The sequence below is a fragment of the Fulvivirga ligni genome (genome assembly GCF_021389935.1).
Taxonomy (GTDB): Bacteria; Bacteroidota; Bacteroidia; order Cytophagales; family Cyclobacteriaceae; genus Fulvivirga; species Fulvivirga ligni.
This window is the reverse complement of record NZ_CP089979.1, coordinates 5,174,900-5,195,975: the sequence shown is the minus strand read 5'-3', so window position 1 is coordinate 5,195,975 and position 21,076 is coordinate 5,174,900. Positions and strand designations below refer to the sequence as shown.

General features: G+C 38.6%; 23 protein-coding genes and 1 tRNA gene. 20 read left to right on the top strand and 4 right to left on the bottom strand.

Annotated elements, in window-relative coordinates:
* Positions 1 to 181: 181 nt before the first annotated feature.
* The gene (locus LVD16_RS21805) at positions 182 to 838 is read left to right on the top strand and encodes a hypothetical protein (protein ID WP_233770409.1); all 657 of its coding nucleotides are present in this window, start codon (positions 182 to 184) and stop codon (positions 836 to 838) included.
* Between the two features lie 49 nt (positions 839 to 887).
* On the opposite strand, the gene LVD16_RS21800 is transcribed toward LVD16_RS21805, so the two are convergent.
* Entirely contained in the window at positions 888 to 1,079 is a 192-nt protein-coding gene (locus tag LVD16_RS21800) for a hypothetical protein (protein WP_233770408.1), read from the bottom strand.
* Between the two features lie 41 nt (positions 1,080 to 1,120).
* Between LVD16_RS21800 and LVD16_RS21795 the strand changes: the two genes are divergently transcribed.
* The 9 genes from LVD16_RS21795 to LVD16_RS21755 all read left to right on the top strand — a co-directional run bounded on the left by LVD16_RS21795 (position 1,121) and on the right by LVD16_RS21755 (position 9,778).
* Positions 1,121 to 1,390 carry a hypothetical protein gene (locus tag LVD16_RS21795; RefSeq protein ID WP_233770407.1) on the top strand — a complete coding sequence of 90 codons (270 nt, stop codon included), beginning with the start codon at positions 1,121 to 1,123 and terminating at the stop codon, positions 1,388 to 1,390.
* A gap of 248 nt (positions 1,391 to 1,638) precedes the next feature.
* A complete protein-coding gene (locus tag LVD16_RS21790) occupies positions 1,639 to 2,040 on the top strand; it encodes a hypothetical protein (protein ID WP_233770406.1) in 402 nt (133 codons plus the stop codon).
* Positions 2,041 to 2,182: 142 nt separating this feature from the next.
* Positions 2,183 to 2,680, top strand: coding sequence for a DUF6882 domain-containing protein (locus tag LVD16_RS21785; RefSeq protein WP_233770405.1), 498 nt, complete (start codon positions 2,183 to 2,185; stop codon positions 2,678 to 2,680).
* Between the two features lie 533 nt (positions 2,681 to 3,213).
* Positions 3,214 to 4,506, top strand: coding sequence for an SIR2 family protein (locus LVD16_RS21780; protein WP_233770404.1), 1,293 nt, complete (start codon positions 3,214 to 3,216; stop codon positions 4,504 to 4,506).
* Positions 4,503 to 5,171 (top strand): hypothetical protein, encoded by a 669-nt coding sequence (locus LVD16_RS21775; protein ID WP_233770403.1) that lies wholly within the window; start codon positions 4,503 to 4,505, stop codon positions 5,169 to 5,171. The genes LVD16_RS21780 and LVD16_RS21775 overlap by 4 nt, the downstream gene beginning before the upstream one ends.
* A gap of 133 nt (positions 5,172 to 5,304) precedes the next feature.
* The gene (locus tag LVD16_RS21770; RefSeq protein ID WP_233770402.1) at positions 5,305 to 5,772 is read left to right on the top strand and encodes a hypothetical protein; all 468 of its coding nucleotides are present in this window, start codon (positions 5,305 to 5,307) and stop codon (positions 5,770 to 5,772) included.
* Between the two features lie 243 nt (positions 5,773 to 6,015).
* The gene (locus LVD16_RS21765; RefSeq protein WP_233770401.1) at positions 6,016 to 8,157 is read left to right on the top strand and encodes a B12-binding domain-containing radical SAM protein; all 2,142 of its coding nucleotides are present in this window, start codon (positions 6,016 to 6,018) and stop codon (positions 8,155 to 8,157) included.
* Positions 8,158 to 8,241: 84 nt separating this feature from the next.
* On the top strand, positions 8,242 to 9,150 hold the full coding sequence (locus LVD16_RS21760; RefSeq protein ID WP_233770400.1) for an alpha/beta hydrolase: 909 nt from the start codon (positions 8,242 to 8,244) through the stop codon (positions 9,148 to 9,150).
* A gap of 25 nt (positions 9,151 to 9,175) precedes the next feature.
* Positions 9,176 to 9,778 (top strand): tetratricopeptide repeat protein, encoded by a 603-nt coding sequence (locus tag LVD16_RS21755; RefSeq protein ID WP_233770399.1) that lies wholly within the window; start codon positions 9,176 to 9,178, stop codon positions 9,776 to 9,778.
* A gap of 66 nt (positions 9,779 to 9,844) precedes the next feature.
* Here LVD16_RS21755 and LVD16_RS21750 read toward each other — a convergent pair.
* Positions 9,845 to 9,918, bottom strand: a tRNA-Ile gene (locus tag LVD16_RS21750).
* A gap of 100 nt (positions 9,919 to 10,018) precedes the next feature.
* On the opposite strand from LVD16_RS21750, the gene LVD16_RS21745 reads away from it, so the two are divergent.
* From LVD16_RS21745 to LVD16_RS21710, 8 genes are all read left to right on the top strand, one after another.
* A complete protein-coding gene (locus LVD16_RS21745; RefSeq protein ID WP_233770398.1) occupies positions 10,019 to 10,645 on the top strand; it encodes an HAD family hydrolase in 627 nt (208 codons plus the stop codon).
* Positions 10,629 to 11,894 carry a site-2 protease family protein gene (locus LVD16_RS21740; protein WP_233770397.1) on the top strand — a complete coding sequence of 422 codons (1,266 nt, stop codon included), beginning with the start codon at positions 10,629 to 10,631 and terminating at the stop codon, positions 11,892 to 11,894. Before LVD16_RS21745 ends, LVD16_RS21740 begins: the two co-directional genes overlap by 17 nt.
* Positions 11,895 to 12,024: 130 nt before the next feature.
* Positions 12,025 to 12,519: a GbsR/MarR family transcriptional regulator gene (locus LVD16_RS21735; protein ID WP_233770396.1), complete on the top strand. Its 495-nt coding sequence runs from the start codon at positions 12,025 to 12,027 to the stop codon at positions 12,517 to 12,519.
* Between the two features lie 82 nt (positions 12,520 to 12,601).
* Entirely contained in the window at positions 12,602 to 12,958 is a 357-nt protein-coding gene (locus LVD16_RS21730; protein ID WP_233770395.1) for a hypothetical protein, read from the top strand.
* An 18-nt stretch (positions 12,959 to 12,976) separates the two neighbouring features.
* Positions 12,977 to 13,786, top strand: a complete 810-nt coding sequence (locus LVD16_RS21725) for a thiol-disulfide oxidoreductase DCC family protein (RefSeq protein ID WP_233770394.1) — start codon at positions 12,977 to 12,979, stop codon at positions 13,784 to 13,786.
* 11 nt (positions 13,787 to 13,797) lie between these two features.
* Positions 13,798 to 14,271 (top strand): NAD-dependent epimerase/dehydratase family protein, encoded by a 474-nt coding sequence (locus tag LVD16_RS21720; RefSeq protein WP_233770393.1) that lies wholly within the window; start codon positions 13,798 to 13,800, stop codon positions 14,269 to 14,271.
* 68 nt (positions 14,272 to 14,339) lie between these two features.
* Positions 14,340 to 14,699, top strand: coding sequence for a DUF1731 domain-containing protein (locus LVD16_RS21715; protein WP_233770392.1), 360 nt, complete (start codon positions 14,340 to 14,342; stop codon positions 14,697 to 14,699).
* A gap of 70 nt (positions 14,700 to 14,769) precedes the next feature.
* Positions 14,770 to 15,672 carry a VIT1/CCC1 transporter family protein gene (locus LVD16_RS21710; RefSeq protein ID WP_233770391.1) on the top strand — a complete coding sequence of 301 codons (903 nt, stop codon included), beginning with the start codon at positions 14,770 to 14,772 and terminating at the stop codon, positions 15,670 to 15,672.
* A gap of 44 nt (positions 15,673 to 15,716) precedes the next feature.
* On the opposite strand, the gene LVD16_RS21705 is transcribed toward LVD16_RS21710, so the two are convergent.
* On the bottom strand, positions 15,717 to 16,643 hold the full coding sequence (locus LVD16_RS21705; RefSeq protein WP_233770390.1) for a mechanosensitive ion channel family protein: 927 nt from the start codon (positions 16,641 to 16,643) through the stop codon (positions 15,717 to 15,719).
* A gap of 72 nt (positions 16,644 to 16,715) precedes the next feature.
* Complete coding sequence (locus tag LVD16_RS21700) at positions 16,716 to 17,294, bottom strand: YceI family protein (protein WP_233770389.1); 579 nt, start codon at positions 17,292 to 17,294, stop codon at positions 16,716 to 16,718.
* Between the two features lie 350 nt (positions 17,295 to 17,644).
* Here LVD16_RS21700 and LVD16_RS21695 point away from each other — a divergent pair, with 350 nt between their 5' ends.
* A complete protein-coding gene (locus LVD16_RS21695; protein ID WP_233770388.1) occupies positions 17,645 to 20,359 on the top strand; it encodes a PAS domain-containing protein in 2,715 nt (904 codons plus the stop codon).
* A gap of 6 nt (positions 20,360 to 20,365) precedes the next feature.
* Positions 20,366 to 21,022 carry a response regulator transcription factor gene (locus tag LVD16_RS21690; RefSeq protein WP_233770387.1) on the top strand — a complete coding sequence of 219 codons (657 nt, stop codon included), beginning with the start codon at positions 20,366 to 20,368 and terminating at the stop codon, positions 21,020 to 21,022.
* The last annotated feature ends 54 nt before the right edge of the window (positions 21,023 to 21,076 follow it).

Here is a 21,076-nt window from a genome sequence, read left to right as displayed (position 1 = left end):
TAATTTTATTGTTATGTTACTTTTAATGGTAAACCTTAGTATTTTATTTAAAAATTTAATAGATCAGCCTTTGAGATATTGTATATGATTTGGCAGGTTGATATAAAAGACATAAAGGGAATATTTTGTTTTTCCTTATGCAGATGTTAGCTGCAATTTCCCGAACTGAACTCAATTAAACTTGATAACAGAATACGAACGAGCTCCAACCGAAAAAGACAAGAAGGCTTTGATGAAGGAAATAACCTTTGCTGAGTCTTTCTTACCTAGAACTCAAAAACTTGCAATATTCAAATTTTTGGGTCTTATCCTTTTCGCCTTAGTTATTTTCGCATATCCTAAGACATGGCTAATAGTCCTCCTGTCTATAATTTCTTTCTTTATGATTTGGATGCTCATTTTAGAGATTAAGGATTTAATCAAAGTACCTAAGTTCTTGTCAGCTAAACGAGCTGTAATAGATTCTGGAATTGTGCAAGTCAAGGAATTCAAAATTGACAGATACATAAAAATCAAAAGCTATGGTGACGAAGGAGATCGCTTTATTCTCGAACACAATGGACAATTAACAATGGTTGGTGGTCAAGACTTTGATGGAGTGCGCAAACTGAAAAACAAAATCAAATACATTGACATAATGGACTCAGAAAAACGAAGCTATTACCATACAAGGATTGATAAGGAAGGTAATTCACTCGAACCCTTTTTTGTCTTTAAGGGAAAACTTCCTGACGAACTTATGAACTCAGTACTTTGGAACAACCTAGCCGAACAGGTGCCTTTTGCTGGCAAACTGGAAGATCTAACGCCATACATAAAAGAACAAGAACGAAAATAAAAGCTGGTAACAAGCGATATAGCGAATGGCCAAACTGCCTACCTGATATTTAAGTGCAACTCATCCCTTTCACTGCCCATTCTGCCAGCTTTTGTGCTTCTAACCATCTTCTTTTTTCTGGATTTTGACTTTCAGAACGCAGTGCATTGTGGATACTGTTGTGGGGGTTGGGCAGTTTCACTACCTTGGTAGATATTTGAAAGAGCATGGCCACGCGCCATATCTGATCGTTGTGCTTCATTATGACCCGTCCTGAAATAAGGCTACATAATTTTAAACATTATGTATAGAAATGACAAAGACCTTGCGAGTAATATTTCAAGTATTAATCAAAATCCGATTAATTATATTTTACTTGCGGGGAACAACAAATATCAAGAAAAAAACAACAATTGGAAATTTCACGGACAGGTGTTGTGTATGTATGACCTATCGGATAGTATAGCAGGAAGTAATTATGATTACTGGAAAAGTAATGAAAATTATACGACAAAATTTGAGCAATTAGAGTTAAAAACTAATTTGGTCACGGCTTTTTATACAAATCCATAAAAGATTGGATCGAACCAACCAAAAAATGGATATTATCTCAAGATTTGTAAAAGAAAGAAAAAACAGCGAACGCACAACAATGTATATGTAAAACAGACGGAATACTGCTGAATTCTAAGCTTTTGGCTCGTATCAAACTTTGTGCTTAACCGAGAGTTACATGCTTTGGAAATCGCCTACTTTTCAAATACTAAATGTTGTGCCCCATTACCTATATGAATCATTTTCTCAAAATAGCTTTAGTCTTTTTGGTAATCTCAAGTTGTCAGTCCATTGAGACAGACGAAATAAGTGGTAAATGGTATGATGAAGATAATGACTTTGAATTATGGATTTCGGATAGCCTATCACTAGGATATAGTAGACCGCTTGACGTTCTTTATTTGTATAAAATTAATCTCAATAATAATGTTATAAACTTCGAACTCATTGAAAGTGACATTTCCTCCAATCCAAAGTACTCCACCAAAATTATTGAATTAACTGACAACTCATTAACTACAGAATATATAGAGCAAACTTTATCTGAAAAGAAGCAAGTCTTAAGTCTTTTATCTAAGAAAGTCCCTGTCATTCATGCTGACTTAACTAAAAACGGAGTCTATTTGGAAGTATTTCGAAAAAACGCATCAGGAAAATCTATCGAATAAGTAAAATGGAGCACCAGGTTGATAAAAAATAAATAAGGGAATGTTTTGTTTTTCCTTATTCGGATGTTACTTGCCATAGATGAACCGCAACTTTCTCCTCATACTTCTAATATTTACTTTTGGCTGCAATCAACTTCGAACTGTGAACGAACAAGACTTAACTAAACCAGAAGCAACCGAGGATTTTCGTGACTATCTAACAACAGCACATAACTACCTAACTGAACAACAGGAGATTTGCCGAACTAAATACGGGATTGACGACTGGGAACGCTGGTATTATGACGATGAAACTGGGCTCATTGAGTTCTTCAACGGAGACACTCTTAAACTCCGAATTAGCTATCAACAAGTTGGAACTGTCTCGAAAACTTCGAACACTTGGCTTTGGGCATGGGCGAACCCTAACCTACTTGACAACATCAAGCTAGAATCGAAGAAGACGACGGAACTCGGTGAACAACATAACTTTAAACGGTTAACCAAGCGTAAATGGAACGCTGATGAAGTAGACGGCTGGGAAATGACATCAATTATGGCTTATCTAACGCAAGCCAAAGGCGGATGCAGAATTCCTGGAGAGAACGTCTTTAAATACATTGTTTTTACGAACATCGAACTAATAGAAGACGGCAAGTAACAAACCCCAGCTCTTCGTAGTCTGCGACTACGAACTTTGTAATGATTGCGAGTGTCTCTGACACGGTATTGAGTAACTCATTTCTATCATTTTAAGTAATAATTGTTTAGCTTCATCTGGTAGTTATAGAATAAGATCCATATCGCTGGTGCGAGCCTCTGGCTCGTATCACCGCCTACTAACCTCCATTTTTCATCAATGAACTACATCCAACAGTTGTCGCAATAACCCGCTCATCGAGCCAAACTTCCTACGACTCAATGTATAAGAGAATTCGCTCAGGATGATATTCGCATATTATGTGAATAATATTCTTATCTCCCGAAATTGATTTCAAGGACTCGTTATAATTTTTGCATATATAATTTTATTGTTGTGTTTTTTTTTGATAGTAAACCTTAGTATTTTGTTGAAAAATTTAATGGATCAACCTTTGAGGCTGGATATGACTTGGCAGGTTGATATAAAAGAAATAAGGGAATGTTTTGTTTCCCTTATACGGATGTTGTGCTTAATTGTCTTTAACACATAAAATGGATTTCAAGGAACACCCAAATTATAAGTCATTCTCAAGCCTATACACCAATAATCCAGATAGAGTGATATTCTTTTGTGGTGAAGGTTTATCTCAACCACTTTTCCCAAGCTGGAAAACTTTATTATCGAAAATGGTTGATGAACTGGATAAGAGAGGCAAACTCACTTTTGAAAAGGCGGAACTGGATGAAAAAATCGACAAGGGAGATAGCTATCTGGAAATCGCTGATTACTGCGCAGAGACCCTTGGAAAATCTGACTACAGAGAGCTATTAGAAGAAGTATTTGATAAAACTTTTGAAGTTGATGAAATACCTAAAGCCTATTCAAAAATTCTGTCCATTCCATCCAGAAGTATTCTAACAACAAATTATGATCGAATACCTGAGGTAGGCAGTCGTGGAAAGTATAACACCTATCATAACTTGAATATTTCAGAAGGCCTAAAAGCCTTAGAAAAAGGGAAGAAAATTGTTTTAAAGGTTCACGGAGACATAACCTCTCATAATTCGATTGTACTGACAAGAGAAGATTATAAAGAAATAATTCACAAAAATCCCTCTATTTCAACTGGACTAAAGAGCATATTTACATCATATACAGTCTGCTTTATTGGATTCAGTCTAAATGACCCTCATTTCGATCTTGTGATGGAGTTTTTGAATAGTGTCAACAATGGGTTAAACGTTGTTCATTATTCTTTTATGGAAAATACCTCTGCTTTTGATATTAGAAATAAGGAACGGAGACTTGGAATAAGGATTATACCGTATACTCCATCTGATAAATCTCATCCAGAGGTATTGGACTTTATCAATTCCTTAAATTCTAATCAACCCAGCGAGGTAAAACAAGAAATTAGACCTAGTGATATTTCTTCATTCGTGGCAACTCAATTTGAAAAGGAACTCAATCTATTTTCCTACAATGTCCGGTTTCAAAAAGACACTAGCACTTTAACAATTGACTATTTCACCAGAGCTAACACTGAATATGAAAATCAGAGAGAAATAATTTCAATTTTAAAGCAGAGCTATGTCCAATCTGAACTGATTAATCATATTGTTCTCAATTGTTTCATTAAGACAAATGCTGTTACAGAATATGTAAAGTATTCCCCAATAATTATATCTGTAAGATGTTCTTATAAATCGCTCAAGAAATTAATCTTATCAGAGATAAGCGAAAATAACTTTTGGAAGGAGCTTTTATTTCATCAGCCTTTTGCCATTGGGAATATTCACCATGTTAGTAGAAAAGTGAACTTTCCATTAATTAATTTGAAATGAACGAGAAGAAACGCAAAACCAGAATTGAGTTTACGCCACCTAACTCCAAGAAAATTGTTGTTGAAGAAACTTTGGGCGATAACTCGGTTATAAAAAACATCAATACATCAATGAGCGTTCAGGCTTTTTCAACAGCAAAAATTGAAATCAATCCAACACCAAAACATGGTGATCTTCTGTCAATTAAATCTGGTGATTCTGTTGAAGTTCTTATGAGTGAAGATGAGCAACCGTTTTCATTACTATTTTCGGGGTTTCTTCAAAATGTAAAAGTTAAATCAAAGGAAAAATCGTTTGAACTTGACTTAAGTGTAATCAGTCATTTTTACAAATTACAACTTGTTAATTTGAATAGCGGACAGTTTAATCCTAGGGAAGGTTTAAAGAGCATTTTTACTCAGATATTGATAATAGCTGAAATAGATGGAACTGTTGAAATTTCTGATAATATTAGTGATACATATGTACTTGATACATTTAGGAATTTTCCTGCTTTGTCATTAATTAACTCCATCTGTTACGAACTTGACTTGATTTATATTTTCAAGGAGGATAACATTCTTGAACTGTCAAAAAGAAGAGACGTTATTGAAGGAATGAGAAACGCAAAGCCAATCATTGAACTTGGACCGGATCAGATAATTTCCAGTGAATACGAACAATAACTAAGCACAACAAACACTAAAAAAGAATATGCGAACAGAGCTATTTGATAGGACATTGCAAAAAAGCAACTTCAGTACTTCTAGCAACTGGGGCGCATACTCATTTTAGTTGGTCGTTGGGCACAATATGAAAATGACTACGAAAATATTGATCATTCTACTTTCGACTTCCACCTACTTGTTCGGACAAAACATTACACGGTCGGACACTCTAGAAGTAGTCCAGACCTATGAAAGTTTATTCTCAGCTATCGAGACCAACGACCATGAATCCTTAATGGAGATTTCTACTGACCAGATCTACTGTATCATTTGCTTTGACAGCTCTGATTTCTCCGAATCACCTTACATGATTGAAAAAGAAGATTTCTTTGAAAACCACCTCTCGTCAGTAAGGAACAGCGAAGCATATCAGCGTGCGACCAAGAGTGAAAGAATAATTTTAATAAATGAAAACGGCCACCGAAGTGACATCACGGCTCTTTGGACAATCTACGACCGAAACGAATTAGCTCCAGGTCATGAAGGCGGACAATTTGGGATGTACTTCAAAAAGAAAGGTGAAAAATTCAAATTCGCAGGAATGGAGACGATCCCTTAAAAAATAAGAAAAAAATACTGTGCACTAGCTGTTCGTAGTCGCAGACTACGAACTTTGTAATGATTGCGAGTGTCTCTGACGCGGTATTGAATAGCTCATTTCTATCGCTTTAAGTAATAATTTCTTTATCACATTATAATCATTGTACACTTTCTACCCATATCCGAAGGAGACAATAATATAATACCTCTCATATCCACAGCAAACGACCAGAAACACCTACCTTTGCTTAAAGAATTGTAAGTGTCACAGAAAGTACTTTTTATAACGCCGCCCTTTACTCAGCTCAATACGCCATATCCGGCTACAGCTTACCTGAAGGGTTTTCTTAATACGCTCAATATTCAGGCTCATCAGGCCGATCTTGGTCTGGATGTTATCTTGGAGCTATTCTCCAGAAAAGGCCTGGAAAGTATTTTCTCTCAACCTTTTGATGAAGATGAGGTCTCAGAAAATGCAGAGCGCATTTATAGGCTTCGAAAGCATTATTTGGAGAGCATAGATGCTGTCATTGCATTTTTGCAAGATAAAAATCCTACACTGGCTTATTTGATAGCAGAAGAAGATTATCTGCCGGAAGCAGCTCGTTTTGAGCAGCTGGAAGATATGGAGTGGGCATTTGGTACTTTGGGTATAAGGGATAAAGCCAGGCATTTAGCCACGCTATACCTGGAGGATCTGGGAGATTATATCAAAGAAGTCATTGACCCGCACTTTGGGTTTAGTCGCTATGCTGAGCGGCTAGGGAGATCAGCCACTTCGTTTGATGCTATGCAGGAAGCTCTGTCTCAGCCGGCAGGGCTTATAGATCAATTAATGTATCAGCATCTGGATGCGTATATTGCTGAATATGAGCCTACTAACATTGGTTTTTCAGTTCCTTTCCCAGGGAATTTATATGCTGCGTTTCGCTGTGGGGCATATATCAAAAAGCAGTATCCTCAAATCGCACTTTGGCTGGGCGGAGGATATGCTAATACCGAATTAAGATCGCTCACTGAACCACGGGTTTTTGATTACATTGACTACGTACTGTTAGATGATGGTGAAGCACCCATTCAGCATTTGCTGGAATATCTGGATGGTAAAAGGGCTCTTGATCAACTCAAAAGAACCTTCAAATGTGAAGGTGGTGAGGTGAAATATTTCAATGGAAGCACCGAAAAAGATGTGCCTCAGCGTGAAACGGGTACACCTGATTATCAAGACTTGCGCCTTCATGAATATCTATCCGTTATAGAAATAGCCAACCCTATGCATCGTCTGTGGAGTGATGGGCGCTGGAATAAGCTCACACTGGCTCACGGATGCTATTGGGGTAAATGCACCTTCTGCGATATTTCACTGGATTACATACAGCGCTATGAGCCGCTCACCGCAGCCCTGCTATGCGATAGGATAGAAGAGATTATAGCGCAAACCGGTCAAAATGGCTTTCACTTTGTTGACGAAGCAGCACCACCAGCCTTAATGAGAGATCTTGCCCTTGAGATACTTCGCAGGAACCTGACCATAGTCTGGTGGACAAATATTCGTTTTGAGCAGAGCTTTACAGCCGATTTATGTAGGCTGTTGAGGGCATCTGGCTGCATTGCAGTGTCCGGTGGGCTAGAGGTAGCATCTGATAGGCTCCTGGAGCTGATCAAAAAGGGTGTTACAGTAGGTCAGGTGGCCAGAGTAACCAATCATTTCACCAGCGCCGGTATTATGGTGCATGCCTATTTAATGTACGGCTTCCCCACGCAAACAGCTCAGGAAACTATAGACTCCGTTGAGATGGTGCGTCAGCTTTTTGAAAGTGGGGTTTTACAATCCGGCTTCTGGCATCGCTTCGCTATGACGACACATAGTCCGGTTGGCCTCAACCCTAAAGCCTTTGGAGTTGTAAAGGTAGGCCCTGATATGGGTAGCTTTGCCAATAACGATCTATATCATGATGATCCTGACGGGGCTGACCATGATGTTTTTGGTGAAGGTCTAAGAAAATCGCTTTTCAATTATATGCACGGAATTGGTTTTGAAGTGCCTGTGCATCAGTGGTTTGATGCTAAGCTTCCCAAGACCACCATTCCTAGGCAGTTTATCTATCGGGAAGTAAACCAGGATCCGGATGGCGAGATTAAATCTCGCAGCAGAGTAGTATGGATTGGAGATCAGCCTGATTTCAAGTTCAAAGGCAAAGCATGTCTGGTCACATTTACCCATAAAAAGGAGGATGTGGTCTTAGACTTGGATAAGGAATTGGCTATGCTGGTCCAGGAGCTGTTGCAGCAGGTCGCTGTGGGCAATGCGTTGAAAACAGTAGATCAACTGGGCGAGTTGGCATCATTACTGGATTCTGAGATAGGAGATGAGCTGAGAGAGCAGGGATTGTTGATACTGTAGGAAGTTTTTTGAGGCAATCTCGCTCTATGATATGGTGATTTACAGATTTTGAATCATTATATTACTTATGCTAAACCTCCAGTTATGAAACGCTCAGTCAATCTTAAAAACATAGCTTCAGCTATTCTCTTTTTATTGTTCAGTCCCCTGCTCAGCGTGGCTCAACAGGCTAATTATCCGCCTGCAGCAATGGTTAATTCCCAGCAAAGGCAGTTAACGTCTAAAGTCAACCAGCAGGAGTATGAATTATATATTTCATTGCCAGATGGTTATGCTGAAAGTGATACCACCTATCCGGTCCTGTATATTACTGATGCTAATACCTACTTCGGTATGTTGGCAGATATGACGCGCAACCTGCAGTGGGGTGGGGAGATGCCCGAAACTATCATAGTGGGCATTGGGTACCCGATTAGTAACTATGCCACCGATGATGAAAGATGGGGCAAATGGCTAGCCTGGCGCATGCGTGATTTCACATCTACAAATAATGCTCAACTGGATGCAAGTTTTGGCATCGACAATATAAAATCAGGCAGAGCTGATGATTTTCTGAAGTTTCTGGATTCGGAGCTTTTTCCATTTATTGAAAAAGAATACAAAGCGAAAAGTACTGATCGTACTTATACAGGTTTCTCCCTGGGAGGGCTGTTTGGATTTTACGCTTTGCTAAAGAAACCCGAATTGTTTCAGAATTATATGCTAGGCAGTGCCTCTATCTGGTATGATGACAAGGTGATTCTTAAAACTGAAAAAGCATATTCTGAGAGTCATAAAGATCTGGTTGCTCATGTGTTTATGTCGGCCGGTGAACTGGAGGAGGAGGTGAATGCAGGAATGGTAAGGAACATGCTGGAGCTGAATAGTATTCTGAAAAGTCGAAATTATTCAAGCTTTAAGAGTAAGGCTGTGGTGCTAGAGGGTGAAACGCACATGTCTGCTCCGGCTGTCTGTTTTCAGAGAGGCCTACGTTTCCTTTTTAGAGATAAATAATAATTGCTGATATAATCATTAAGAGATGTCTCCAGAACTAAAAGCCATTCCCATAGCATTAGCCATTGTATTGTTAGTCTTATTAGTCTTCTCTTCATTAATAGTGGTGTATGACAATTTCTCCGATCAGGATGGACCTTATGCCGTGCAGGATTATGCATTAATAGAAAGTGCTATTAATGCGGGAGAGTTTACCAGGGCCAATAAAATGATCAAGGATTATCTGGCCAACGATGATTCTTACCCTAATAATGCTTACTGTGAAATGCTGACGGCACGGCTCTATATAAAGCAGGGTAAATTTAAGGAGGCTCGCGAAATGATTAAAAAGGTAAGCCGGTTTACCTTCATGAAATTGATATTAAAGGCCTATGAGGTGCGCGACGTACGTACGCTGTCAGAGGCTAGTATGGTGGCTATTTTAAACTCGGCCACAGATGGTGTTACTTACCTTGAAAGGGACAAGGAAAAAATAACGATAGGAAAGATGTTAATTAGCTTTTTCGACAATTTTGATTATAGCTACCTGGTCATGTTTGTCATTTGCTTTACTTTGGCTTATAAACGAGTATTAAAATCATTAGAAAAGCATAGTGGAGAAACTGATTCAGATATAAATGAAGCTTGATTTAAGGTATGAAGGTGCTGGTTATAAAATAAAAAAGCCTCTAGAAATTTCTAGAGGCTTTTTTCGTGGGCCCACCTGGGCTCGAACCAGGGACCCCTTGATTATGAGTCAAGTGCTCTAACCAGCTGAGCTATAGGCCCGTCAAACATACTTTTTAGCGAAATCCGCTGTTATTCTGTTTGAAATTGGGAGTGCAATGTTACATATTTGCTGAGAATTACACAAACAATTTTAAAAATTTTGAAAAAGGAAAATATAAAGAATATCATCTTTGATCTGGGTGGGGTAATCATTAACCTCAGGCCAGACTACACAGTGGTCGAATTTGCCAAATTAGCAGGCATTTCTGAGGATGAAATTTTAGATAAATATTTAAATGATGAGCCATTTAAATTATATGAAAAAGGCCTCACTACTGATGAGGAGTTTCATGCTTACCTAAAAGAAATTACTGGCCATGATGATGTTAAAAATCTGGAAAAAGCCTGGAACGCCATGCTGTTGGATATACCGCAGGAGCGCCTGGAGCTATTAAAAAGGTTGAGAAAGGATTATAGGCTCTTTTTATTGAGTAACACCAATGAAATTCATTTGAGGTGCTTCACAGAAATTGCCAGTTCCCAAAATAAGTGCTCTATAGAAGATTACTTTGATCATGCTTACTATTCTCATCATATGAATAAGCGCAAGCCTGATGCTGAGATCTACGAGCAGGTACTTGAAGAACAGGGCTTGGTAGCAGAAGAAACTTTATTTATCGATGATAATGCTGATAATATAGCAGGAGCAGGTAACTTAGGCATTCAAACATTGCACGTTACGGGTGATCATACCCTAAAGGAGTTTTTTGATGAAGGAGAACAATAGCAAAACGTATTTCATACAAGCCTTACTTTTTATAGTTACATTCTTTACCACTACATTGGCCGGTGGCTGGTGGGTGCATGGTAATTTATGGCCATGGACACCCTATTCCTGGGCTGATTTTAGAGAAGGTCTTAATTACTCCATTCCATTTCTGTTGTTTTTAACCTTTCATGAGTTTGGACATTATTTCACTGCCAGATATCATAAAGTAAAAAGCTCACTTCCTTATTATATTCCATTGCCACCGATGGAGCTACTTATAGGAACTATGGGGGCTGTTATAAGATTAAAAGAACATGTTAAATCTAAGAAAATTCAATTTGACATAGGCATAGCAGGACCGCTCGCCGGCTTTATAATTGCCCTCTGTGTGCTTACCTATGGTTTTGTGAATTTGCCGGAGCCTGAATACATTTTCAAAATACATCCTGAGTATGAACAATTTGGAGAGAATTATGCTGATCATGTTTATACCTATGAGTTTCAGCGAGCTCAGGATTCTATAAATTATATGACAGTGAGGCGCGAGGCTGATTCATTAAGATTTATTAGCGAAAATAAAGAGGGAGAATGGAAGTATAAGGCCTTTGAGCCATATCCAGAATACCCCAATATCTATATTACCAAACCGCTTTTGTTTTCGGCTATGGAGAAAGTGCTAGTAGATGATCCTGCCAAGGTGCCCAACAGCCGTGAGCTAATGCATTATCCTATTTTGCTGGCAGGTTTTCTCGCCCTTATATTCACCGCCCTTAACCTTATGCCTATAGGTCAATTAGATGGTGGGCATATACTCTATGGTTTAATAGGCTATAAAAAACACAAAATAGTAGCATCCATCATGTTTGTATGCTTCTTGTTTTATGCGGGCTTAGGCCTAATATCACCCACGGATAGTTCATTGTATGAAACGGGCTTACTAGGATTTCCTGATTTCATATGGACCTTTATCATTTACATAGGTTTCTTGTTTGTAGCATTGAAGGGATTAAGAAAAAGTGCAAAAGATACCTTGATGTATGCCGTGATCATTTTTGCAGTACAGTTCTTAATAGCATACCTATACCCGGAAGTACAGGGCTATCATGGTTGGTTGCTATTTGTTCTGGTTATCGGTAGAGTACTCGGTGTGGTTCATCCAAAATCTCAAATAGAAGAGCCATTAGATATGAAACGTAAAGTTTTAGGCTGGCTGGCGCTCATCATATTCATAATCTCCCTAAGCCCAGCACCGATAGATTTAATCTAAGTGTAATTCATTGATAATTAGGAGTCTATCCGATGGTTCTTAGCCATCATATAGACTCTTTTCATAGATAGCTAAAAAATAAACTTTCAATTATTTTTGAAAGTTTAGAAACTTGTTCTACATTTGAACCATGCAATACGATGAGGCAAAACATAAATTCATTCAGGCCTGGGGTACACTAGGTTCGAGCTGGGGCATAAACAAGGCTATGGCTCAGATTCATGCTTTACTCATCATATCTACAGAGGCTCTGAGCACGGAGCAAATTATGGAGGAACTTCAGATTTCCAGAGGTAATGCTAATATGAACATCAGGGCTTTGATGGATTGGGGTATTGTGCAGAAGGAGTTCAAAGTAGGGCAGAGGAAAGAATTCTTCGTGGCAGGTAAAGACATCTGGGAACTAGCTCGCCAAGTGAGCCGTGAAAGAAGAAAGAGAGAAATTGAGCCCATATTAAAAGTATTGCATCAGGTGCAATCAGTAGAGGGTAAGGATGAAGAAATTGAGGAATTTAAAAAGGTGACGTCAGATCTCCAGGACTTTTCTTTAAAGGTTGATGGTATGATTGACAAGTTCACCCAATCAGATAAAAACTGGTTTTATAAATTACTACTTAAACTGTAGTTTTTTATTTGCTTTTAATTTTCAATAATTATTGAAAATAATGAATGTTATGAAAATATTGTAAACTCTAAATTTTAATATTATGAATTATGTCATTCTTACTTACGCGCTTTATCTTCCTATTACCATCATACTTACTATATGGGTAGCTAGAACTTTATTTAACAATGGAAGAGTTTTTCTGGTAGATATTTTTCATGGTAATGAGGTGCTGGCCGATAGCGTAAACAAGTTACTGGTGGTAGGATTTTACCTCATTAATGTGGGCTATGCTGTATTTACACTCCGAATAATTGGTGATATTGACACTACTCAGGCTGTAATAGAAAAACTGAGCATGAAACTAGGAGCCATCATTCTGATCTTAGGCGTAATGCATTTTTTCAACCTCTTTGTTTTCTTCAGACTCAGAAAAAGAGCGCTTCAACCTAACGCTTAATTATTAAAGTTGAGGAAAATGGAAACGCTAAAAGATCATACCATTGTTTATGATGATGAATGCCCGATGTGTAACATCTATACCAGATCGTTTGTGGCGCAAGGCCTGCTTGATCAAAAAGGAAGAATGGCCTATGGTGAGGTGGACAAAGCAGAATTTCCCAGTGTAAACTGGGAGAGGGCTCGAAATGAAATTGCGCTGATCAATAGAACAGATCACTCCGTCACCTACGGTTTAGATAGCCTGGTGAAAGTAATAGGCCATCGGTATGGTTGGGTGTCAAGATGTTTGCAGAACCGAATGGTCAGGTATTTTATGCAGCATTGTTACTTTTTCATTTCTTATAATAGAAAAGTCATAGCTGCTAATCAGGCATATGCACAGTGCAGTTGCGCTCCCACTTTTAACAGAAGTTACCGAGTGGCTTACATCATGCTTGCCTGGTTGTTCACTTCTCTCGTGCTTGTTGGCTATGGCCAATTATTAACATCATTTGTTCCGGAGACTAATGTTATAAGAGAGTTTTTAATCTGTGGAGGTCAGCTGGTTTTTCAAGGAGTGATCATGGCCTTGTTTGTCAAAGACAAGGTGCTTGAATATCTGGGAAATATGATGACAGTCTCCATAATTGGAGCATTAATGCTCTTGCCATCACTAATTGCAGGCATTTTTACCGGACCAGGAATCTTTTATTTGGGCTACTTTCTATTGGTAGTTGGGTTTATGGTTTGGGAACATTCACGGCGGGTGAAACTTCTAAAGCTTCCCTTTTACCTAACCGTTACCTGGTTGGTGTATAGACTTACCATTCTTCTTATCATTTTATAAAGCTTTTAATTATGAAAATAGTAATTGCAGGAGGCACTGGTTTCCTGGGTGGTACACTCTTGCCTTATTTTAAAAATGATGAGGTGGTGATTCTCACCAGAAATCATAGATCTTCTCATGAAAATGTACGTTACGCCACCTGGAATGCTCATGACCTGGATCAATGGTATCATGAATTAGATGGGGCAGATGTGCTCATCAATCTCAATGGAAAATCAGTGGATTGTAGATATACTGAAAAGAATAAGCGGCTTATTTATGAAACGCGATTAAAATCTACTGCAGTTTTAGGAGAAGCCATTCTCAACTGTGAGCATCCTCCTGCCGTTTGGATCAATGCCTCATCGGCCACCATCTATCAGCATAGTGAGGATAAAATGATGGATGAGTATAATGGAGATATTGGCGACGATTTTTCCATGGATGTATGTAAAAGTTGGGACAAGTATTTTACTCTTTCCAGCTACCATCCACACGGCAAATAGCCATAAGAACTAGTTTGGTATTGGGGAAAGAGAGTGGGGCATTACCTAGTTTACTAAATCTAAGCAAGATGGGTTTAGGAGGATCTCAAGGATCAGGTAATCAATGGTTTAGCTGGTTGCATGAGCAGGATTTTGCAAGGGCGGTTTTGTTTTTAATTGCCCATAATGACCTTTCAGGCAACTTTAATATCACTGCACCTGAGCCTTTACCTAATAAAGAGTTTATGAAGCAGCTGCGAAGGCGACTAGGAGTGCCATTCGGTATCTCCATGCCTACCTGGATGGTTTACCTGGGAGCCTTCATCATGCAAACTGAACCAGAGCTAATATTGAAAAGCAGATACGTGTACCCGAAAAGACTGGAGGATGCAGGCTTTCAGTTTAAATACCCTGAAATAGTTGGCGCATTTCAGCATTTGCTGAGGTAATTAATATTCTCCGACAGCTCAGTTGTCGGAGACTTTTTTTTAAAAAAAAGTATAACTTAACATCATGATTATGAAAAGACTATTTACCAATAAGAGTTTTCTAATCTCATTTTTTCTTGGGCTCATTTTTTTTACTATTGGGTTTGCTATTCTCCATAACGAATGGGCGGCTTATGGCTGGGTAATCTTTATTTTTCTACCACTTATCACGGGTTTTGTGGTAGGCTCTATAGGCGATAAAAAGGAGGCTATTTTAGGCCTAATTTTATCTTTAGTCTTTTTTCTCATTAATCTTATATGCATTGGTCTGGAAGGGTTATTGTGTACCATTATGGCTTTACCCATATTATTACCGATGCTGATTTTAGGATGGGCAATAAGAAGGTGGTATTTAAAATACTACAATAAGAAAAAGGATGGCTTATCAATATATAGCATATTTATTCCAATGGTCATTTTAGTGGTTGGAGTACCCATTGAAAACACTCTGGTTAATCATGAAAGTCAAACCATTGAGGTGAGATCTGAAATTATTTTACCTTATGAGGTGATGCAGGTATATGATGCTATCAAATCAGTAGATACACTTACGGGAGAGTTGCCCTGGCTGATGGAAGTGGACCTGCCAGTGCCTTACAAATGCATTTTAGAGGAGGAAAAGGTAGGTGGTTTAAGAACCTGCTATTTTGAAGGAGGAAGGATCGTGGAACAGATTACTGCTCTGGAAAAAGGAAAGCTGTTAAAGATGGATGTTATTAATTATGAACTTACCGGCAGGAAGTGGCTCGGTTTTAAAGAAGCAATTTACGAATTTGATTCTATTGGCGTAGACTCATGTAAAATGACACGAATCACCACTTATACATCCACCCTTTATCCAAGAGCCTACTGGGAACCTTTAGAAAGGATGGGGATCGAACAAGAGCATCAATATGTTTTTAATAATTTGAAACGGGATTTGATTGATATGTAAAATTAAAAATCCCTCCGATGACTCTACCGGAGGGATAACGCCTTTTATTTAATCCTGTTCAGCTCTTCTACTTCCAACTTGAGAGGCTTAATCTCTTCGCCCCAGTATACAGTAGAATGTGGGAATGGAATTTCGATCTTTTTAGCATCAAAGGCATATTTTAACCTCCTTCTGTATTCACGGCCTACATTCCATTGCTCAATTGGCTTGGTCTTTATTCTGGCCTTAATCACCACCGCGCTATCACCAAAACTGTCTACACCAAAAACCTCTATGTCGTTGATGATCTTTGGGCCGAAGGTTTCGTCTTCTTTAATGTCTTGACCTACCTCTTTAATCACATCCATTACTTTATCTACATCCTCTTTGTAGGCTACACCAATATCAAAAACTATGGCTGACCATTCTTTAGTCATGTTCGCCAGGGTATCAATCTTACCATTTTGGAAGATGTGGACAACACCTGAAAAGTCTCTCAAGCTTATAGTTCTTAATTCTATTTTTTCAACAGATCCGCCCGTGCCGTTAATTATGGCTACATCTCCGGTTCTAATTTGGTTTTCCAGTAAGATGAAGAAACCCGAAATAATATCTCTTACCAGCTCTTGAGCACCAAAACCTATGGCTAAACCTAGTACACCAGCACTAGCAATCAATGGCCCTATGTCTAATCCAAATTCCTGTAATATAATCATCAGGAAAACTAACCACAGTATCACCATACCGGTCTGTTTAAGTATGTCCATAAGCGTATTGATTCTCTTTTCTTCCTCCAGAGATCCGTCATCAGCCTTTCTGGATAAGATAAAGGCTCTTAGCCTTCCAAGTAGAAGTCTAAATAACTTTCTGGCAATAATGAAGATGAAGAAGATGAGCAGTAGGGCAGGGATAGTGGTAATGGCCCAAGCTGTAACAATGTGAAACAGGTTATCCCAAAACTCATCAGTAAAGAGACTAGAAAATTTTTCCATAAGTGCTGTTAGTTTTTATTCCAACAGCAACTTATTGAAATTGTTGAATTTAACAGATGATATTAAGATTATCTATTGTTTAATAAGCTCTACGTTCAGTGTTATGTCTACCTTATCACCCACAATGAGGCCTCCATTATCCAGCACATCATTCCACTGCAAGCCGTAGTTAAACCTGTTGATGCTAGTGGTGGCCTTAAAACCTGCTTTCTTCTTGTCATCTATGGAGATAATACCTCCAAATTCAGTCTTTAAAGTCACCTCATGCGTGATGTCTTTGATAGTCAGGTTACCAACTATGAGATAATTGTTGCCATCAGTTTTCTTGAATGAGGTGCTCTCAAACTTAATTTCGGGATATTTCTCAGCACTGAAAAAATCGTCATCCTTCAGGTTCTTATCACGCTCCATGTTATTGGTAGTTATGCTATTCGTTTCAATAGTAACTACCACTTTGGCATCATCAAAAGAATTCTTTTTAGAGGTAAGGGTTCCGGCATAACTTGTGAAGCTTCCCGTGACTGACGAAACCGTCATGTGGGATACTTCAAACTGTATGGAAGAGTGCGTAGGGTCTATTACCCAGGTGGTTTGAGCGGACGTAACGTTTGCAGCCAAACAAACCAAGATGATTAGTAAAAGATTTTTCATGACTGAAGGGGTTAAAATATTGTTCTGCAATACTATAATTTACGAAATTTTAGTATATTTAGCAATCGTTTGCAGAACTCTTAACTGCGATTATTTAGGTAAAAGAAAAAGGCTATCAGTTCCCCGATAGCCTTTTCTACTCCTCAATCACCACTTCATCATCTACATTTCAACTTCTACCAACTTCTACTTGCCAACTTCACTTATCAACCTCATCAACTTCACTCCTAACTCATTACAAAGGTGAACATTCTATTAATGAATTTTTTAAGAGAAATTGCGTATTTTAAAAATTAAGTATTTCACTTACTCGTCAACTTTACATAAGTTTATTCTGTATTAAAAAACCTATGGCCCGAAGAATACTCTACACACTTTCTTTTTTCTTTATTATAACGAGTGCTCATTCCCAGCAGGTTACCATGGGTGTATATGAAAATTACCCATTAGTATATTCTGATGAGAATGGTGAACCACAGGGATTATTCGTAGATATTCTCCGCTATGCAGCTGAAAGGGAAGGCTGGCAAGTATCTTATAAGAAAGGCTCGGTAGATGATTGTTATCTGTGGCTTAAGAATAATGAAATAGACCTGATTCCTGAATTTCCCGATTATAAAGACAAAAGTGTCGGGTATAAAATTTTGGCCTCTGGTGTTATTTCCTCATGGGCCAGGGTGTATGGTAAAGAAGGCTCAGATTATACTTCTCTGCTAGACCTTCATGAAAGAAAGATAGCCATTCTCAAAAAGAGCCATTATATAAAGGGGAAGCACAAGGGCTTTGAGCATGCCATGAAAGAACTGGATTTAGAATGTAATTTGGTGGAGGCAGAAAGCTATGAACAGATATTTCAATGGTTGCAGGATAAAGAAGTAGATGCCGGTATTGTAGACCGAATCTATGGCGATGTTAATGGTCAGAAGTTTGGTGTAGAGCAAACGCCCATAGTATTTTCACCCTTTCGGCTATCATTCATCTTTTCTAACAGTCCCACAAACTTTTCGAAGTTATCGCCTTTATTAGAAGAGCACGTCAGGGTGTTGAAAGCTGATAAAAACTCACTGCTATATACAGATACGGATAAGTATTTCAATAAAACAGAAGAGGTAGAGATTCCTGTATGGGCATATATACTCATGGCTTTACTGGCCTTAGGTATTGTGCAGATGTTGCTCTATGTTAAGGTTTTAAGGCGTATGGTCTCTAATCGAACTAATGACCTGAGAAATGCTTATGCAGACATTAAATCCAGACAACATACGCTTTCCTTAATATATAATAATGCCTCTGAACTACTGGCTCTTTTTGAGGTGGCTGATAATAATATTCTCATTGCAAAACTGCCAGATTGGTATTTGGAGCAACTTTCGGAGGCCAATGACAACTTTCCTGCCTATAATATTGCGGGTATGCCTTTAAGAACACTCTACAGAGATTTTTTGAAGTTGGATGCTTCGGAAATTGAAGAGAGGATGAACAGGCTCAATGATGTATTGCTGCATAAAGAAAATGTGGTTTTTGAAGAATGGTTCAAATCACCTAAAGGTAAAAGAGGCTATGCAGAAACCACTTTGATCCCCATTTTAGGGAAGAATAATCTCTGTACGCATATTCTCTATGTTTCCAGAAATATCACACATCAGAAAAGGATGCTAGCTGATCTTACGGAAACGAAAAACAGGCTTCAAATGGCCATTGAGGGAGCTCGTGAAGGTATGTGGGACTGGGATGTGGCATCTAATGAAGTGATATTCAACGATCATCAGGCATCCATGCTTGGGTTTAAAACGGATGTAAGAAAGGCCAATTTCACTGAGTTTACACAAAGGATTCACCCGGAAGATAGGGATAAAACCTTTTACTCGTTAATGCAGCATTTGAATAACGAATCAGAATTTTATGAGGCAGAGTATAGGGTGAAAACTAATAATGGCCGATGGAAATGGATGATGGTTCATGGCAAGGTGATGGAGCGTGACGAAAAAGGAAAGGCATTAAGAGTAATCGGTACCCATGTAGATATTCACGATAGGAAAAAAGTAGAATTAGCACTGAAGAGAAATCAAAGGCGTCTATCGACCTTGATGTCTAACCTGCCAGGTATGGTATATAGATGTAAGAATGATCAGGACTGGACCATGCTCTTTGTGAGTGAAGGAGCAAAGAATTTAACGGGATATGAGCCTTCTGATTTCATCAATAAGAAAACGTCCTTTTCTGACATTACGCTGGACAAGTATCGGGAAAAGCTGTGGGCTGATGTTCAGGTGGCGTTAAACAATCATGCTTCTTTTACCGTAGAGTATGAGATTACCACCAAATCAGGAGAGAAAAAATGGGTGTGGGAGCAAGGTCGTGAGGTAGAAGACGGGGTGCTGGAAGGATTTATTAGCGATATATCTGAACGCAAGAACTCCAGAGAGAAAATCATTGCCACTATAATAGAAACAGAAGATAGAGAAAGGCAGAGAATAGCTAAAGAGTTACACGATAGTCTGGGACAAAAGCTCACCACGGTGTCTTTGAATTTTAATTCGCTAAAAAAGGATATCGAATTGAACAATACCAGCGTTAAAAAATTAAATACAGGTCTAAACTACCTTAAAGAGGCTATAAAGGATAGTCGTGAGATAGCCCATAACCTGATGCCCCAGAGTATTCAGGATTTTGGTTACGTGCTGTCGGTACAAAGTTTACTGGCTGATATAGGCGTAGTTACAGATACCAAATTTGAATTTTATGATAACCTGGATGGCGCCAGGCTGCCTAAGAACATTGAGCTCCACTTATATAGAGTAACTCAGGAAGCGGTGAACAACGTTCTTAAATATGCCAAGGCAAAGCACGTGAATATACAGCTTATGTTGTATGAAGATGAGGTGGTGTTAACCATTGAAGATGACGGTGTGGGCTTTGATTATCAAAAGAAAATGGAAGATGAAAATCAAAGCTTTGGTCTTCGCAGCATGACCAACCGAATAAATTCAATTTTTGGTAGTATAGAAATAGATTCAAGTAAAGGCAATGGCACTGTGGTAATAGTAGAAGTGCCTATCAAATAAATCAACATGGAACCAACCAAGATACTTATAGTAGATGACCATAAAGTAGTGCGAGATGGTGTGGCAATGTATTTGGAGAATGACTCAAACTATGAAATAATAGGAATGGCCTCAAACGGTATTGAAGCGATCAAGGCCGTTGAAAATAATGAGGTGGATCTGGTAATTATAGATATTAACATGGATGAAATGGATGGTATAGAAGCCACCAAGAAAATCATGGAAATCCGAAGTGATGTGAAGGTGTTGGCTTTGACCATGCATAATGATTATCAGCACATTAAGGCTATGATGGATGCCGGAGCCAGTGGATATATTCTTAAAAGCTGCGATGATGTAGAGATGCGAAATGCTATAGATACTATACTAAATGATGATATTTACTATAGCAGCGAGGTAGGGCAGACGGTGATGAACAATTTGGCCAAGAAGAAGACTAAAACCCGTGGATCTGCGGTAATCACTCCGCTTACGCCTCGGGAAAAGGAAATTTATAAACTCATTTTACAAGAATATTCAAATCAGGAAATAGCTGACAAGCTCTTTATCAGCGTGCGTACGGTGGAGGTGCATAAGAGAAATCTTTTAGAGAAAACAGGAGCCAAAAACTCTACAGGCCTGGTGCTTTACGCCATAAAGAACGAGCTCTTTGATGATATTTAACGTACGATCTACGTGTTTCACTTAGATGTGGAAATACGCATATCTCCTTAACGT

Bases quoted from the DNA above. Each gene is read 5' to 3' on its own strand.
- LVD16_RS21700 (WP_233770389.1), bottom strand. From the start codon at position 17,294: ATGAAAAATCTTTTACTAATCATCTTGGTTTGTTTGGCTGCAAACGTT.
- LVD16_RS21720 (WP_233770393.1), top strand. From the start codon at position 13,798: ATGAAAATAGTAATTGCAGGAGGCACTGGTTTCCTGGGTGGTACACTC.
- LVD16_RS21695 (WP_233770388.1), top strand. From the start codon at position 17,645: ATGGCCCGAAGAATACTCTACACACTTTCTTTTTTCTTTATTATAACG.
- LVD16_RS21755 (WP_233770399.1), top strand. From the start codon at position 9,176: ATGTCTCCAGAACTAAAAGCCATTCCCATAGCATTAGCCATTGTATTG.
- LVD16_RS21780 (WP_233770404.1), top strand. From the start codon at position 3,214: ATGGATTTCAAGGAACACCCAAATTATAAGTCATTCTCAAGCCTATAC.
- LVD16_RS21795 (WP_233770407.1), top strand. From the start codon at position 1,121: ATGTATAGAAATGACAAAGACCTTGCGAGTAATATTTCAAGTATTAAT.
- LVD16_RS21740 (WP_233770397.1), top strand. From the start codon at position 10,629: ATGAAGGAGAACAATAGCAAAACGTATTTCATACAAGCCTTACTTTTT.
- LVD16_RS21735 (WP_233770396.1), top strand. From the start codon at position 12,025: ATGCAATACGATGAGGCAAAACATAAATTCATTCAGGCCTGGGGTACA.
- LVD16_RS21710 (WP_233770391.1), top strand. From the start codon at position 14,770: ATGAAAAGACTATTTACCAATAAGAGTTTTCTAATCTCATTTTTTCTT.
- LVD16_RS21705 (WP_233770390.1), bottom strand. From the start codon at position 16,643: ATGGAAAAATTTTCTAGTCTCTTTACTGATGAGTTTTGGGATAACCTG.
- LVD16_RS21715 (WP_233770392.1), top strand. From the start codon at position 14,340: ATGGGTTTAGGAGGATCTCAAGGATCAGGTAATCAATGGTTTAGCTGG.
- LVD16_RS21770 (WP_233770402.1), top strand. From the start codon at position 5,305: ATGACTACGAAAATATTGATCATTCTACTTTCGACTTCCACCTACTTG.
- LVD16_RS21800 (WP_233770408.1), bottom strand. From the start codon at position 1,079: ATGAAGCACAACGATCAGATATGGCGCGTGGCCATGCTCTTTCAAATA.
- LVD16_RS21760 (WP_233770400.1), top strand. From the start codon at position 8,242: ATGAAACGCTCAGTCAATCTTAAAAACATAGCTTCAGCTATTCTCTTT.
- LVD16_RS21730 (WP_233770395.1), top strand. From the start codon at position 12,602: ATGAATTATGTCATTCTTACTTACGCGCTTTATCTTCCTATTACCATC.
- LVD16_RS21775 (WP_233770403.1), top strand. From the start codon at position 4,503: ATGAACGAGAAGAAACGCAAAACCAGAATTGAGTTTACGCCACCTAAC.
- LVD16_RS21725 (WP_233770394.1), top strand. From the start codon at position 12,977: ATGGAAACGCTAAAAGATCATACCATTGTTTATGATGATGAATGCCCG.
- LVD16_RS21690 (WP_233770387.1), top strand. From the start codon at position 20,366: ATGGAACCAACCAAGATACTTATAGTAGATGACCATAAAGTAGTGCGA.